This window comes from Faecalicatena contorta (assembly GCF_021531895.1).
Classification (GTDB): Bacteria; Bacillota; Clostridia; order Lachnospirales; family Lachnospiraceae; genus JAFBIX01.
In genome coordinates this window covers 36,814-52,297 of sequence record NZ_JAFBIX010000015.1, presented here as the reverse complement: position 1 = coordinate 52,297, position 15,484 = coordinate 36,814, and the positions used below count along the sequence as shown (strand labels likewise).

At 40.9% G+C, this 15,484-nt stretch carries 9 protein-coding genes and 2 pseudogenes; 3 read left to right on the top strand and 8 right to left on the bottom strand.

The window, feature by feature from the left end; all coding sequences use genetic code 11:
• Positions 1–87 precede the first annotated feature (87 nt).
• The 5 genes and pseudogenes from JQM81_RS07450 to JQM81_RS07430 all read right to left on the bottom strand — a co-directional run.
• The gene (locus JQM81_RS07450) at positions 88–711 is read right to left on the bottom strand and encodes a response regulator transcription factor (RefSeq protein ID WP_235232906.1); all 624 of its coding nucleotides are present in this window, start codon (positions 709–711) and stop codon (positions 88–90) included.
• Positions 708–1,739, bottom strand: coding sequence for a sensor histidine kinase (locus JQM81_RS07445; RefSeq protein ID WP_235232905.1), 1,032 nt, complete (start codon positions 1,737–1,739; stop codon positions 708–710). The genes JQM81_RS07450 and JQM81_RS07445 overlap by 4 nt, the downstream gene beginning before the upstream one ends.
• Complete coding sequence (locus tag JQM81_RS07440; protein ID WP_235232904.1) at positions 1,736–3,376, bottom strand: hypothetical protein; 1,641 nt, start codon at positions 3,374–3,376, stop codon at positions 1,736–1,738. The genes JQM81_RS07445 and JQM81_RS07440 overlap by 4 nt, the downstream gene beginning before the upstream one ends.
• Before the next feature lie 142 nt (positions 3,377–3,518).
• On the bottom strand, positions 3,519–9,281 hold the full coding sequence (locus JQM81_RS07435; protein WP_235232903.1) for a hypothetical protein: 5,763 nt from the start codon (positions 9,279–9,281) through the stop codon (positions 3,519–3,521).
• A 235-nt stretch (positions 9,282–9,516) separates the two neighbouring features.
• Positions 9,517–10,437: pseudogene (locus JQM81_RS07430) on the bottom strand (reverse transcriptase domain-containing protein); the annotation flags it as partial.
• A gap of 2 nt (positions 10,438–10,439) precedes the next feature.
• Here JQM81_RS07430 and JQM81_RS13885 point away from each other — a divergent pair.
• The 3 genes and pseudogenes from JQM81_RS13885 to JQM81_RS07420 all read left to right on the top strand — a co-directional run.
• A pseudogene (locus JQM81_RS13885) lies at positions 10,440–10,664 on the top strand (N-acetylmuramoyl-L-alanine amidase); the annotation flags it as partial.
• Positions 10,650–11,156, top strand: a complete 507-nt coding sequence (locus JQM81_RS07425) for a hypothetical protein (protein WP_420370573.1) — start codon at positions 10,650–10,652, stop codon at positions 11,154–11,156. The pseudogene JQM81_RS13885 and the gene JQM81_RS07425, both read left to right, overlap by 15 nt.
• Before the next feature lie 61 nt (positions 11,157–11,217).
• On the top strand, positions 11,218–11,835 hold the full coding sequence (locus tag JQM81_RS07420) for a hypothetical protein (RefSeq protein WP_235232901.1): 618 nt from the start codon (positions 11,218–11,220) through the stop codon (positions 11,833–11,835).
• Between the two features lie 359 nt (positions 11,836–12,194).
• Here JQM81_RS07420 and tsf read toward each other — a convergent pair whose 3' ends face one another.
• The 3 genes from tsf to JQM81_RS07405 all read right to left on the bottom strand — a co-directional run bounded on the left by tsf (position 12,195) and on the right by JQM81_RS07405 (position 15,350).
• Positions 12,195–13,127 (bottom strand): translation elongation factor Ts, encoded by a 933-nt coding sequence (gene tsf / locus JQM81_RS07415; RefSeq protein WP_235232900.1) that lies wholly within the window; start codon positions 13,125–13,127, stop codon positions 12,195–12,197.
• Positions 13,128–13,185: 58 nt separating this feature from the next.
• On the bottom strand, positions 13,186–13,932 hold the full coding sequence (gene rpsB / locus JQM81_RS07410) for a 30S ribosomal protein S2 (protein WP_235232899.1): 747 nt from the start codon (positions 13,930–13,932) through the stop codon (positions 13,186–13,188).
• 200 nt (positions 13,933–14,132) lie between these two features.
• Positions 14,133–15,350, bottom strand: coding sequence for a C40 family peptidase (locus JQM81_RS07405; protein ID WP_235232898.1), 1,218 nt, complete (start codon positions 15,348–15,350; stop codon positions 14,133–14,135).
• Between the last annotated feature and the right edge of the window lie 134 nt (positions 15,351–15,484).

Below are 15,484 nucleotides of genomic sequence, written 5' to 3'. Positions count from 1 at the left end.
AATCAGTTTTGCTCATTGCATTAATCTGTTTAATACATTTTTCTACATCAACCATGTATGTTACCATTAATATCATCCTCCCCCAATTTAATATTTTGGCAGAATCAGCCGCTTTTCTACCACCTCGGCCACCAACTGCAAGGTATTCTGGCAGCCCGTTTTCTGCAAAATATTCTTGATGTGGTACTTGACTGTATTTAGCGTAATATCCAGATCCGCCGCAATCTCCTCATATTTTCTGCCTTGCGCCAGCTCCCGAATAATATCAAATTCCCGAGTGGTAAATTCATTGCTGTTACTGTATCCAATGCGAATCACCGGCGTGTCCTCGGGATAAACATATTCGCCGTTCATCACCCTGTCGCAAACCTCCATCAAGTCAGTGTTGCTATATTCCTTATACCAAAAGCCGTTACAACCACACGCTTTCGCTTTCTGAATAAAGGAATGTTCCGGCATGGAGGTCATAATAATAATCTTGATTTTTGGATTATACTGCTTGATCTTTGCCGCAGCTTTCAGGCCGGATTCTTCGTCAGCCGTACATACATCCATCAAGATTAAATCGACACTTCCACGCAGACAGGCAATTTCTGCATTGGCTGCATTTTCTATGGAGGCGTACAGGACATATCTTTCTGATTTGGCAATCTGGCTCTCAATGGCATCGCGGGTAATCCTGGAATCTTCTACAACTAGAACCTGTATCATTTTCGTCCTCCTTTCTGGGGTTCATCAAAATCAAAGGGAATATCCACAAGCAGGGAAACACTGTTGTCGCAGAGTACTTTCAGGGTAGCTCCTTCTTGTTCTAATCGTTGCCGCAATGCGCTAAGACCATTGCCCTCCGTAATTTTTGAAACAGTAACGCCGCCGTTGTCGGATATCTCTATATGATAGTTTTTCTCGTCTTGCTCAATTTTTACCATCAATTCTGTGGCGTCCGCATGGCGTACCGCATTGGTGAGCGCCTCCCGAATGGCGGCATACAAAAGCTGTAATGCCTTGCGGCTTTTGGGCTGTTCTCCAAGGAAGGTAACCTTACAGCCAATCAGCTCCGCAACCTGCATCAGTTCAGACTGCAGAGAGGAATCGGGCACCGTCCATACTGTAGAGATATTGGAAAAATCATGAATGGCGCTGTTCCAATTTTCCCTCAGTACATCAGCGTTCTCAGCCAGACGGTCTTCCGTAATCGCCTTAGTGGTGGCCAGCAAACAATGCCCCAGCTCATCATGGATATGCATTTTCGCGGCAAGAATCTCTTTATTCAAATTGATTTCCACGATACTGTCCAGCAAGGCTTTCTGCCGCTTTTGAATCTCCTGCAGCCGGATAGTGTTCTCGTACAGTTCCTCGCTGAGCCGGTAGAGTTCTGTAATTTCCGCCGCCTCAACCTGAACGGTATTGGAATCAAGAAACCTCAGCTCAAAACGCCAGACCGAGTTGTCGGAGAAGCGGAAGAACAACTGTTGGTGGGTGCTTTCATTTTCATTGTTCATATCTTTTGGCAGCCAGGATTGGGTTAGCTTTTCCGCCTTGCCGTTATTAGCAAAGTTTGTTAGCTCCTCCCATGCCGTCTTTGCGTTCAGAATTGTATGTCCGGTCAGCTCCAGCATCAGTTTGTTCATCTTCTCATTAACGAGAATGACCCGTCCATCCAATGCGGAGAAGCAGATTCCGCCGGGGTAAGAGTCGATGGCTTTTTTAATCATTTTAGCTGACGTATTCTTTTTCATGACTGCACCACCTCTCCCTCCTGCAAGAGCAAAAGCCGATAACCTGCCGGAACCTTTTCTGCCTGAAGACGATATCCACCTTCTAAAGAACGAGGAACAAACTCGTGATCTGTACCGGTAATCTCAAAGCAAACCGTATCGCTGATTCGGATTGCCATAGAGGTCAGACAAAAATCCGCCTCCTCCAGAAGCGCTTCCAAGACCTTCATAATGAGAAGAATCAGCTCTGGTTCTAAATTCGATGTGGGGCAAAAATCCAAGCTTGTTCGAATACCGACATTCTTCATACATTTCGCCATATCCTGTAAGCTGATGGCTAAATCGCCCATCGGAATCGTCTGTTGCTCCTGATAAGTGAGCCGCAAGTTGCAGAATCGCTTGATATACGTGCCGATGAGGCAGATGCGTTTCCAGTCATCCGCCGTAATGTTTTTGTTCGATAAAAGTTCTGTCAACAAAGTAAGCTGCCCGGCCACCTCCGAGGATAGGCTGTCGTAAATATCATTGCGCGCCTGAATACTTGTCTCATCCGATTGAATGCGAATTTCCTGCGCCAGTAGATCCTGTTTTTCTTCCAATTCCGCATTCAGTCTCTGAAGCTCCCGCAAAGCTTGGTTGATCTGCGAGAGATCGGTTTGCCAGACCATATACCCGCCCGGGATTTGGTGCAGGTGCATGATAATATCTTCCGTAACAGAAAAATGCTGATTCAGCTTTAGAGCTTCCAGCATAGCAGGCGTGATTTCCGCCGTATTTTCCGATGCTGCAATCGTCTCCCCGCTTGATGGGAGAATCTGCATCGCCACCGTAGACCGCCGGAACACTTCCTCGTACTGCGTGTTTACCGGAATCAGTCCGACTAGGATATAAAGCTCCCAGCAAAGCACAAGAATGAAAATCAGTCCCGCCGAATATTCCACAATCTCAAACCGCACAACGTAGGCCGTCGCAGCATAAGGAATACTGAACAGGAACAGTAGGATCGGTTCATAGAAGGGGATCAGCTTCCGGTAAAGCGGATCTGACTTTGTCGTACCATTTCGTTGATAAATCACATATACCTGATAACTGATGATACTAAGTCCCCAAATATAGATGATATATGTGCCAATGTATGGATGAAAGTATAAATTCGGCTGTGGCTCATTTGGCACGATATAATAGAAAAAATGATACAGATTATCGTTCAATGCCATCACACTCAGAAAACAAGCCGGGATCAGGAGCAGATACCACTTTTTGCTGATCCGGTAATCCTCCGGCCTGCCGAGATAGAATGCGCCGTAAAGACCGAATAGCGGTATGAAAATGGCTGCTATATTGATAAAGTATCCGGTAAAGCGCATCCAGGGAATATTGACATAGAGGAATGCATCCTGGATAAAGCGAACAGTTAAATACAGGATACTGACGATATTCTGCGCCGTCAGGTGGCCACGCATGGCTTTCTGGGTAATTTTTGTTGTAATGGTATGCTGCCAGCAGAAGAGCAGAAACATATAGACCGCCCAGACAAGATATGGACGCAAAAAATCCTCCGGCAAGTACCGCATGCTGAACTGCCGATATGCGGAAACAACAAACAACAAAATAGCTGCCGCAAAAAGTCGAACAATATATTTTTTACGCTCACCCATCATATCCCCCCTTTCTACTGAAAGATAATTTTAACCAATCTACAATGAATAATAAAAGTATTATAACATAAAAACAATACCCACAAGCGTAAGATGCAGAAAGTACCATTCGGCTTGTGGGTATTTCCCTTTTAATTAAATCTTATCTTTTCTTTTTGCGTTTGATAACGCATATACTGCCGGCCCCCGCTATAGACGCCACCGATAATGTGATCCACAGAGTCAGATCTGCGGAGTCTCCGGTCTTTGATGATGTTGTATCAGAAGTTAATTTTTCATTTTTTCCGGAGGAATTCTGGTTTCCATCTCCGGTGTCCGGAGAATTTGTTCCCCCAGATTCTTCTTGCTTCACAATCTTTAACTTCACATCAAGCTTACCATCATCAAAAATTACCTGAACGACGTGCTCGCCGTTTGCCAGTTTCTGAAGACAGGAAGGCCATAACTGAATACCGAGAACAGTTCCCGGATTTTCACCTCCGTCAATATCGTAATCAGCCGAATCCAGCCGTGTTCCATCAACCGTCACATTTCTGAAATGCTCAAGGCTTCCTTCTTTTTCAGGAGTTCTTCTTATAAACAACGGCAATGTCTTATTCGAATCTTTTGTCCAAACCAGATCGCCTGTCCTGATGATCTGATAATCAATGTCCGGCTGTTCTGGCTGTCCGGTTGGCGGTATTTTCTGTTTCTCTACGTGATTGTTGTCATTCTTACATACCCGGATCATCTCACCTGGTTCATCGGCGGTTGGTTCTTTACTGATTGTCCATTCACCCCAGTCGTGACCCTTTGGTAAAATAATCAAATCATCTTTTGAAACTTCTTTTTCACCATTCGTATCTTCAAAATACTTTCCGCAAAGATCACAATAATAATACTCTCTGTTTCCTGCTTCCTCACAAGTGGCTTCTTTTGCCCCAACTTTTGTTATACTGTGAATATGTTGAACCAGTTTTGGAATCACAACATCTTCTTCCGTGAGTTCCTTTTCACCATTTTCATCTGCAAAAATACGTCCGCATTTACAATGATAATACGCAATATTACCATCTGCTTCATAAGTGGCTTCTTTTGCCAGAACGAATACCAGCTCGTGTGTATGTGTCAATTTCGGGATCACACGTGTCTCTGCATGCGTACTATTATTCTCGCAGACACGCTGTTCCTGTCCTTCTTGTTCTTCCGTTGCCGGAACTATAACGATCCATTCACCCCAATGATGTCCTTTAGCCGGAATCAAAATATCCTCTTCCGAAATCTCCTTTGTACCCTCTGCATCTTTGAACCGGCCACCACATTCTTCACAAAGATAATATTCTATATTTCCGTCTGTTTCACAATCTGCTTCAGTGGCAGTAATTTTCTGCAGAACATGAACATGCTCCATAATCGGAACCTTCCATTCTATACGATACCGATAGGTACCCTCTACTTTCGGTACGGTAAAGGTATAATTTGACCAATTATCCAAATAGTAATAATTCTGCTCAGCATTTATCTCTACCGTATTGGATTCATCCCTAATATTGGTCAGAATCAGTGTTGGCTTCATTCCGTTTCCCTGATAATAATTATTGAAATTATTACCGGCGCCATCTGTCAGTTCACTCATACTGAGCACAATCTGCTTTCCTGCTTCTACAGAAGCCTCTTGCGTTGCTTCACCATTCATAAGAGCCGTCACATTGCCGTGGAACTGATTGGAAAGTTCGATATTGGTATTCGTATTTTCAGCAATATCTACTGTCTTGCTAATATTAATATTACTGCCATCCTTCAGTCGCGCTGAGATATAAATATTCTGTTCTCCTGTCTGGCAGACGATCTTTTGTCCATTCTCTACAGTCTGATCATTAACCCAGCCATCTGGCGAATCATAAGATACTTGAACAAGATCGTAAATAGTCGACCAATTCAGTGTAACCGTAGTCTCTGAAGAATTCTCCGGCAGTTCAAGGACTACATCCTGATCTGCTATTGTTATCTCCTGCCTGTTATGAAGGGCAACTCCATTTATCGTATAATCCGTCTCAATTTGATAATCTCCGGGAGCCAGTAACATCGTATCTGAATTTGCAGTAAAATCATAATTCATCAAGCAAATCACACTCTTTTGAATCTTGGCATCGCTTTCCTTATATGAAATCTTATGATAATCCTTCTTCAATTCTTTCAGATCAACCGAACCTTCCATTGTTCTTGGATCCATTTGATAAATTGCTGAATTATCACTGCATACAAGAGAAACTGTTTTGGCATTTGTAATATTCTTCCATATCGCATCATCAAAACAAATCACCGACTGGCCATCTTCAGTTTGTTCTACCGAAAGTCCATACGAAGATTCTGAGCCACCCTGATTCTTCATAATTAGCAATGCATTTGTCAAATCTCCGGACGCATTGGTTAATACAACTTTTTTCGAAGTATCCTGTAAATGGATGGTTTGTTCAGAAGACAATTCATCCAAATCTTTTTCTATTGTTTGATAGTGTCCATTACAAGAATAGTTAATCTTAAGATGAACGTCTGAAATACCTTCGCCAATATATACCGTTTTGTCAAGCCAACAGTAGCCCGGCAACATTTTTCCATTTAGCTTTGCACAGGAAACTGAAATACTTCTTATATTCTCTGAATCTGCTGTTACCATTACCTTGCCAGATGGATTTCCCGAAATTTCTTTATTCTGAATCTTATTCAATGGGATTAGATCCATTCTTTCATCATTACCGACAATGAAAACCTTACAATCTTCAGAAGGTTTGTAGGACTCATCAAAATATATAGACTCTTGATAAATCGTTTGTTTTGTTTTGTCATCATATGTAACATGACTGACAATCTCATAACAATCTGGATCAATCTTTTCAAAAGCATCTTCTTTTTCAACTACAAGTTCTGTTCTGGGGTATCGTCCTACACAGGTAAACGATATACCCTTTTTGATTTTAACAGAAACAGGGATCTCTCCTGATATTGTTTTTGTCTCACTTGTTCCATCTTGATAAGTCGCTATGACTTTCAGTGTATGAGAATCTTTCTCAGCCAAATATTTTATCGGGAGCAGAGCAGCGTATCGATCTTTTCCATCACATTCATAAGTTTCTGTCCATGCATCCTCATCCAGACTAAATTGAACGGATTTCATCCACTTCCCATTTTTAAAAAGGGCTGAAACAAAGGCTCCTTTATCTGTTTCTTTTAATTCAATTAATTCCGGACTGATCTTAACAATTTCCGGAGCCTCCATTTTTTCAGCTCTCAAAACTTTTGTTGCCGTATTATTTTCAATGGTACGTTCTTCTACATATTCTGTCTTATTTTCCAAAGAAACGGTGATTTTATTTCTCTCTTTCTGAGGAGTCATGGTAAAACTTAAATCTGCAGATCCAAATGGTCCAACATACACGTTTTTCTCTGTATAGACAGTCTCTCCCTCTGCTGTCACACTGACATCTGTCCATCCACCACGTGGTCCACGATTATAAATTGTAAAAGGAATCTCCATTTTTTCTCCGATTATATTTTTCTCCTGATTGCGGATATTTTCTGCATAGATTGCAAAATCCGGGATACACCGAATATCATCTAACGTATCCAGGGAATCTGAATAAAACAGTGTTGAATCATCCGGTACCAATGTATTATATTCCGTATCTGCCGTCACCTTATAACTACCCGGATTTGTATCATAATCCCGAATAACAGTATTTACTCCCTGTTGAAAAGTATCTGTAACAAGAGCAACATTATAGAGACCTGACAAACCATTCGTTGTTATGCTTCCTATTTGTGTACCATTTACTTTAAATATCTGATTCGTCGTATCTTGATAAGCATAGGATAATGCTTCATTACTTAATCGACCTGTTGTGACTACTACATTTGCATCCGGATGAGAAGCGAAATCATCCTCTGTTAATCCTGTATTTCTTTTTCGTTTTGACTTGGAATTACCAAATAGTTCTAATATTTCTGCATTTGTATAACTGTTATTACCAAGCTGATAATATGCCCTATTCATTCCCCAAAATCCCTGCATTCCGCGTGCAAGACTATTTATTTTCACTTGACTCTTAACGCTTCCTACATTCGTGCATTGAGATCCATATACCAGTTGTTGGAAATAAAGTCCAAACTCCTCATCGCTCATATCTGAATATCGGATCTCATCCATTTTATTCAAAATTTCTATAGCCTTTTCCGGTCCTGCCGTAAAGAAGGAAACTTTTCCTTGGGGCGTGCTTTTAATGGCCTTGATTCCAACGCTCGCCATATGCATCAACAAATGCGCACTTGCTTTATCTTTCTCGCTTTTCTCAATGGTAGGATTAGATATCACAGCCATATATTTCCCTGCTTTTGCAGCATCAGACATATCACCAAAGACCTTTGAAATGCCTTTGGAAGCTTCTAATATATCCTTTGTATAATCTTTTGTCCCTACTTCAAACGCATCCCATGCCGTATCTCGAATGATGGATTTAACAAAAATTTCACCACCACCCATCTCTTTGCCGGAAAATGCTTCCCAAACTTTATCAAATATGAGCTTCGCATCCTCTTCTAAGTTAACAAAATTTGAAGCCTCTTTTAAATAAGTACTTATAGCGTCAAGATAATCAGCTTTCTTCAAATTAGCACTTGTTAGAACATAACACGCCACATGATCTCCAATTGATGTCCCATCTAATTTTGTTTGTTTATACTTGATTCGATTCTCTTGTGGTTCCGCTATCATATGACTAAAAACATTTGTTTCAATCGTAATTTGTTGCTGTTTCCCCTCTTCATCAATATATGGATAGGTTGCTGTCAGTGATATTGGATTCTCTTCACTAATTCCCCCCTCTTCCATATTCAAATGGCAAAGTTCAATAACTCTCTCTTCTGTCCATTCGTTGCTCCGTCTTTTCATAGAAGCTTTTGCCGAATCATTTGGAGTTTCAAAATTATCTGCAAATTCCGGCTGATCTATCGTATAATAAGAACTTTTCTCCTGATAAAGCGCCAGCCTCCACGCATCAATTTCCTTAACATCATCTGTTTTTTCAAAAGAAATAGATTGTTTAACATTTTGCTTACCGGAAGATACAATCAGTTCTCCTTCAACATTTGAAACATCATTCTCTTTCATAAGACCCAGATCACAAGACACCGTAGTCGAAACTGACTCCCCTGTATCCAACGTATAATTTTCAATTGCCGGTGAAAAGATCAAATAATCTTTCACACTATCACTTGCACTCAATGTAAGATCTGTAATTTTCTCTCCATTATTTGTGATACGATACGCTTTTTGAGCAGGTGATCCACTCTCTTGTGGTACGATACTCACATTGAAATCACTCTGTTTACAGTGGAAAAGAATACGTTTCTGGACAGCAGCGGACCAAAAACCTTCCTCACCATCATTCACATAGGCTGTAATAGGAATCCGATATGTATCTTCTGCAGCATTTTGAAGAAACACACTCAATTCAATTTCCTGTGTTTCCTGTGGCTCAATGACCATTTTTGCATTTTCAGAACCTTCCTGCACGAAATTAAGATATATATCCTCATAACTATTCTCAGCTTCCAGATAATATTGGACCATCTTCTCAGACTTATTGGTTACTTTCACCTTCACAGTCTGTGCATAATCCCTGTCAAGGGTAACTACATCACAGGAAAAATCAAGAATACCATTATTAAAAATTTCCTCGGTTCCTTCATCTGGCTCTTCCTGTTTCGGTGTAACCGTAATCGTATTTTCTCCTCCATCCGCCGAAAATATCAGCTTGTCCGAAGATGGATTTGCCATGACTGACAACGGAAACATTTGCACAATCATTACCAATAATAAAACGCCGGCTATGATTCGTTTTCTTTTTTTCTTTAATCTTCGCTCTCCCATACTCTCAAACTACCTCCATCATGGTCCTATTCCTCTATTTAAATCATTTTATCAAGTATGAAAACAAATTACCCCACACAAAAAGGTAGTTTTTTCAATTAATTTTAAAAATCATTCAAAAATATGCCGTACATAATCCTTTTTTATGTAAAGATTTTGGCAGAATCGAGTAGGAGGGAGTGATTAGCTCCCGTCCTCTCACACCACCGTGCATACCGTTCGGTACACGGCGGTTTCAATAGTTGACGTGCACAGACTGATAGGCTGTGGCTAAATCATAAAAGCCACTGTTTATCAGTCTTTCTTTTGTCATTGCTCTTTTGACCGTCGTCAAGTTTGCGCAGAACCAATGACCTCTGCGACTGTTAGCCGCCATATATGCATAGTATTCGGGAATCCCCATTTTAATCAGATTTCTCATCTTAGTCCTCGGGAGTTTCCATTGCTTCCATATGCACATTCGTATTCTGTGATAGAGCCATCCGTTGATCTCCTCGATATTATTCTTCATGCTTGCTATTCCGTAGTAGTTAAGCCATCCTCTCGCATACACCTTGATTTTTCCAAGGCTTGGCTTGATTGACTGTACAGACTTACGGGAAGATAACTCTTTCAGCCTCGACTTAAACTTCTTCCATGACTTTGAATGGACTCGAACATAAATACCGTTCCCATTCTTTCCCAATGCAAAGCCAAGGAACTTAAAATTTCGGATTGCAAACACGCTGACAGTACGGCTTTTCTCTCTGTTTACTGTAAGCTTCAGCTTTTCTTCAAGAAAACTTGTACTGCTTTCCAATAGTCTCTCCGAGGCTCGTTTGCTCTTTGCAAGGAGCACGATGTCGTCCGCATATCTTATGCATGGAACACCTCTCCTCAAGAACTCTTGGTCGAACTCATTGAGATAGATATTCGCAAGTAGTGGCGATAGATTGCCCCCTTGTGGCGAACCTTCCTCTGTCTCGATTACCACTCCGTTTTCCATTACTCCGCTTTTCAGATAGCGCTTAATCAGTTGCACCACTCGTTCATCCTTTACATTCTTACGAAGTAAGTTAATAAGGATTTCATGGTTGAGTGTGTCAAAGTATTTTGATAAATCCAAAACTACAGCAAATGTATATCCTTGCTCTGCATACTCCTTCACTTTATGAATCTGCTAAACGTACATACGAAGCTGCTGTTGAGCTTTTCGCATTCCTTTGTAAAGAATATGGGCTCAACCCGCTCGCTGACGGAGTAATTATTTCTCACAAAGAAGGTCATGCGAGAGGTATTGCTACAAACCACGGAGACCCGGAACATTTATGGAAGGGATTAGGTATGGGATATACAATGGATACGTTCAGACAGGCTGTTAAGGCTAAAATGGGCGGAACTACTGTAGTAACACCGCCGTCTAATCCTTCTAACCCGACAAACAAAAACTTCCCTGCTACTCCGTTTACCGTACAGGTAATCATTTCTGACTTGAATATCAGAAAAGGTGCTGGTATGGGATACGCTACAACTGGTGCTTACACTGGCAAGGGCACATTCACTATTACCGAGGTAAAAGATGGATGGGGCAAACTGAAATCTGGTGCTGGATGGATTTACCTTGAAAACGCATCTTACTGTACTATCGGTTCTACTGTTGGAAACACAGGCAATAAACCTGCTACGCCAAAAGTTCCGTATACAGTGCGTGTCAATGTAAGCGATTTGAATATCCGTAAAGGTGCTGGTACTAACTATGCGAAAACAGGTAAGTACACAGGCAAAGGGGTGTTCACAATTGTTGAAGAGAAGGCGGGAGCAGGCTCCGCTAAAGGCTGGGGTAAATTAAAATCCGGCGCAGGCTGGATTTCTCTTGACTTCTGCGAAAAAGTCTAATAATGATGGCGGGATTACATTTCCCGCCACCTTTCAATAAAAATTATGGATGGTGGTAATCTTGATTAATTATATCGAATACTTGAATTTGCCAACCAAGCTTGCAATAGGTATTGTGGCCTTGTTTTTGGCGTCTCAAATATTAGGTGAGATATTAGAAATAAAGGGAAAAGTAGTTCCTGAATGCATTAAATTGCGTAAATACTTTAAACATAAAAAGCAGGAGCGCGAAACTTTGAAACAGGTTCCTGAAATGCTTAAAGATGTAAAGGAAACATTAAATGAATTCAACTCCCATTACAGTGTCGATAATATCAAATTGCGTGATGAGTGGATTGAGAATGTTAATCATAGTCTCCAAGAAAACGATAAGTGGATAAAGGAACTGGATAAGAAGTTAGATAAGAACAATGCTGATACGCTCTCATTATTGATTGATAGCAAACGTAATACAATCATTAATTTTGCGGCAAAAGTAATTGATAAGAACTGTATGGTGACCAGAGAGCAATTTAATCGTGTGTTTAAGCTCTACGCCGAATACGAGGAAATCATTGAGGCCAACGGTTTAACAAATGGAGAAGTTGATATTGCATATCGCATTATCAAAGAATCGTATGAGACGCATATGCGGAATCACACATTTGTTGAAGACGCTCTGGGATACGACGTGAACTAATTTGTCACTAATAATATACATTATTCGGGACAAAATAAGATAGGCAGATTGGGAACAAAACCAGTCTGCCTTCTTTTTCTGCAAAAGTAAAGGAGTGGCTCACCACCACTCCCTGTACTACATATGTGTAAACTTACACTGTAACTCATCATTATTTTGCGTAAACTTCGCTGAAGATACTTCAGATTTCTTGTACGCAATTCTCTACGCAACTTTGACGCAAAACACTATATCGAGATGCGTAATTTTACGATAGTTTATGATAGGTTACTCAACTTACATATTTGAACCTTAACCTGCCAAATCCCTTGATTTTACTGGGGTTTAGCGGTCTCTTACTCAGAAGTTTGCCGAGATACTTACATTCCCATCTGAGCTGCAACTTCTGCTGCAAAGTCTTCATTCTTCTTCTCAAGACCTTCCCCTGTCTCGAAACGAACGAATTTCTTAAGTGTTACATTTGCACCATTCTCTTTTGCAACTTTTTCTACATACTTGCCAACTGTAAGGTCGCCGTCCTGTACATATACCTGATCAAGCAGGCAGATCTCTTTCATCTCTTTGTTAAGACGTCCAATGATCATCTTCTCGATGATGTTATCCGGCTTCGGTTTCTTGCTCTCTTCATTCTCTTTCTTAGCCTGTGCAAGAAGGATCTCTTTCTCATGCTCAAGATAATCTGCCGGAACTTCTTCACGAGATACATACTTTGGAGACATAGCTGCTACCTGCATAGCTACATTCTTTAAGCAAAGTTTGATTTCGTCATTAACAACATCTGTATCAGCCTCTACCAGAACACCGATACGTCCGCCACCGTGGATGTAAGAAACTACACATCCATCTGTAGCAACTTTTTCAAATCTTCTGATATTCAGGTTCTCTCCAATTACGGAAATCTTAGCTGTCAAAGCATCTTTTACAGTCATAGATGTATCTTCATTCCAAGCTTCTGCCATGAATGCGTCCATATCAGCAGATTCTGTTGCGATTGCCTGATTAACAACAGCTTTAACGAATCCCTGGAACTCTGCATTCTTAGCAACGAAGTCTGTCTCAGAGTTAACTTCTACGATTGCTGCAACCTTGTCATCTTTTACGTCAGCCATAACAATACCTTCAGCTGCGATACGTCCAGCCTTCTTCTCAGCTTTAGCCTGTCCGTTCTTTCTTAAGTATTCTACAGCTGCATCCATATTACCGTCTGTTTCGTTAAGAGCTTTTTTACAGTCCATCATTCCTGCGCCTGTCATCTCTCTTAATTCTTTTACCATCTTAGCTGTAACTGCCATGATTATTTCCTCCATTTTATCATCTTATAAAATGTATCACCCGATACAAAAAATCAGATTACTCTTCTACTGCTTCCTCAACTGCTTCTTCTACTTCTTCGTATACTTCGTCTTCACCAGTCATTCCCTGGTTTGCTTCGATAACAGCATCTGCCATCTTAGATACGATTAATTTTACTGCACGGATTGCATCATCGTTTCCTGGGATTACATAATCCAGTTCTTCTGGATCACAGTTTGTATCTGCGATTCCGATAAGTGGAATACCAAGTGTATGTGCTTCCTGTACACAGATCTTTTCCTTCTTAGGATCTACTACAAAGATTGCATCTGGAAGTTTCTTCATATCTTTGATTCCACCAAGGTTCTTCTCAAGCTTCTCCCATTCTTTCTTTAACTGGATAACTTCTTTCTTAGGCAGTACATCAAATGTTCCGTCTTCGGACATTCTCTCGATTTCTTTCAGACGTGCAATTCTGCTCTTGATTGTCTTGAAGTTTGTAAGCATACCTCCAAGCCATCTCTCATTTACAAAATACATTCCACAACGTTCAGCCTCTGTCTTGATAGCATCCTGAGCCTGTTTCTTTGTTCCTACAAACAGGATTGTGCCACCATCTGCTGCGATATCAGATACTGCCTGATATGCTTCATCTACTTTTCCTACAGACTTCTGTAAGTCGATAATATAGATACCATTTCTCTCTGTGTAGATGTATGGAGCCATCTTAGGATTCCATCTTCTTGTCTGATGTCCAAAGTGAACACCTGCTTCTAAAAGTTGCTTCATTGAAATAACGCTCATATTTCTTTCCTCCATTTGGTTTTGTTACTTCCGCATATGTGTAAGTCCTTGAAACCGGCTTATTATCAAGCTTTGGCACCATCTTGGACAAACAAATGCGTGATTTTTTGCGACTTTTTTATGATAGCATAAAAGCCCTGCAAATGCAAGGCTTTTTTCTCATTACCATGTGATCTCATTAACTTATATTTCACAATGTATTACCAGAATCTTCTTACTGCCAGAACCGTCCTGTAATTAGCTGGCGATGTCGTTTTAATACCACCGACCGGATATGGATTACTATTTGACGCGTGAACTACAGTATTATTTCCTATATAAATTGCCACATGCTGGCTATAACAGATTACATCTCCAGGAAGCATCTCAGAATAACTTACCGCTTTTCCAGCAACCTGAATGGAATCCGTAGTTCTTGGAGTATATATTCCAAACAATGCATGTATCTCTTTTACAAAGCCCGAACAATCAATACCATTTGTCAGACTGTTGCCACCATAGACATATTTATTACCAATATACTGACATGCCTTGTTGGCAATCTGCTGTCCCAAAGCTACATTGCTTGGTTTCGAAGTCGTCGTCGAGCCGCTTCCGGTACTTCCAGACGTTCCCCCAGAAGGTTTACTGGTATTCGTATTATTCGAACTACTTACAGAAGAATTAGAATTTCCTGTAGAAGTACTTGTACCGCCAGTCGGGTTGGATGGCTGAGAAGCAGGTTTTGATACTGATGCATTACCGCCTCCCTGCTCTGCCGCAGCAACCACATTCTCTGTTGCCTGCGTCAACTGCTGTACTTCCGCCGCCGCCTGCGCTTTTGCACTCTCCAGTTGACTGTCAAAATCTGCAATCCGGCTTCTCATATCCGCCAGCGTTGTTTCAAGTCCTGCCTGCTGCGTGCTCAAATCAGCTGCCATTGCCTCCATATCTGCCTGTCCAGCTTCCAATTCTACTTTCAGGTTCTCAACTTCCTGCTTTGTATCTATATACTCTTGTAACTGCTTTCTGTCATAACTATGTACATTCTGAATATATTCTGCCTTATTCACCAACTCAGAGAAAGACCTGGACGTTATCAGGGCTTCTAGAAGTGAATCATCACTTTCTTCGTATATATACTGAATCCGAAGCTTCATATCTTCATATTGTGCTTTCTCTTTTGCTTCGGCTTCCTGAAGATCTGTCTCTGCCTGTACAATTCTCTGGCTTTGATTCTCTATATCCTGCTGTAACGCATTAAAATTAACCAAAAGACTGACCAGTTGACTCTGAATATCTCCTGCCTGATCTTCCAATTCACTTTTTTGTATTTCCAGCGCCTGCACTTCATCGTTAGGTTCTGCCATAACAGGCATTACAACTAAAGAACTCATCACAAGAACCGTGATGAGTGTCTGCACATATCTTTTCTTCATACTCTCACCCGTCCTATTAATTATTATCCGCACAAACAAAGGCTCCCTCTTTGTCTATACATACTATTCTCCCTGAGATATCTTAAGGTCAGAATACTACATTATGTGTCAATTTTCAATTATTTTATCAAAAA

What these genes read in the sequence shown, in the direction of transcription:
- rpsB (WP_235232899.1), bottom strand. Translation starts at nt 13,932, where the DNA reads ATGAGCGTTATTTCAATGAAGCAACTTTTAGAAGCAGGTGTTCACTTT.
- JQM81_RS07405 (WP_235232898.1), bottom strand. Translation starts at nt 15,350, where the DNA reads ATGAAGAAAAGATATGTGCAGACACTCATCACGGTTCTTGTGATGAGT.
- JQM81_RS07445 (WP_235232905.1), bottom strand. Translation starts at nt 1,739, where the DNA reads ATGAAAAAGAATACGTCAGCTAAAATGATTAAAAAAGCCATCGACTCT.
- tsf (WP_235232900.1), bottom strand. Translation starts at nt 13,127, where the DNA reads ATGGCAGTTACAGCTAAGATGGTAAAAGAATTAAGAGAGATGACAGGC.
- JQM81_RS07440 (WP_235232904.1), bottom strand. Translation starts at nt 3,376, where the DNA reads ATGGGTGAGCGTAAAAAATATATTGTTCGACTTTTTGCGGCAGCTATT.
- JQM81_RS07435 (WP_235232903.1), bottom strand. Translation starts at nt 9,281, where the DNA reads ATGGGAGAGCGAAGATTAAAGAAAAAAAGAAAACGAATCATAGCCGGC.
- JQM81_RS07425 (WP_420370573.1), top strand. Translation starts at nt 10,650, where the DNA reads ATGGGCGGAACTACTGTAGTAACACCGCCGTCTAATCCTTCTAACCCG.
- JQM81_RS07450 (WP_235232906.1), bottom strand. Translation starts at nt 711, where the DNA reads ATGATACAGGTTCTAGTTGTAGAAGATTCCAGGATTACCCGCGATGCC.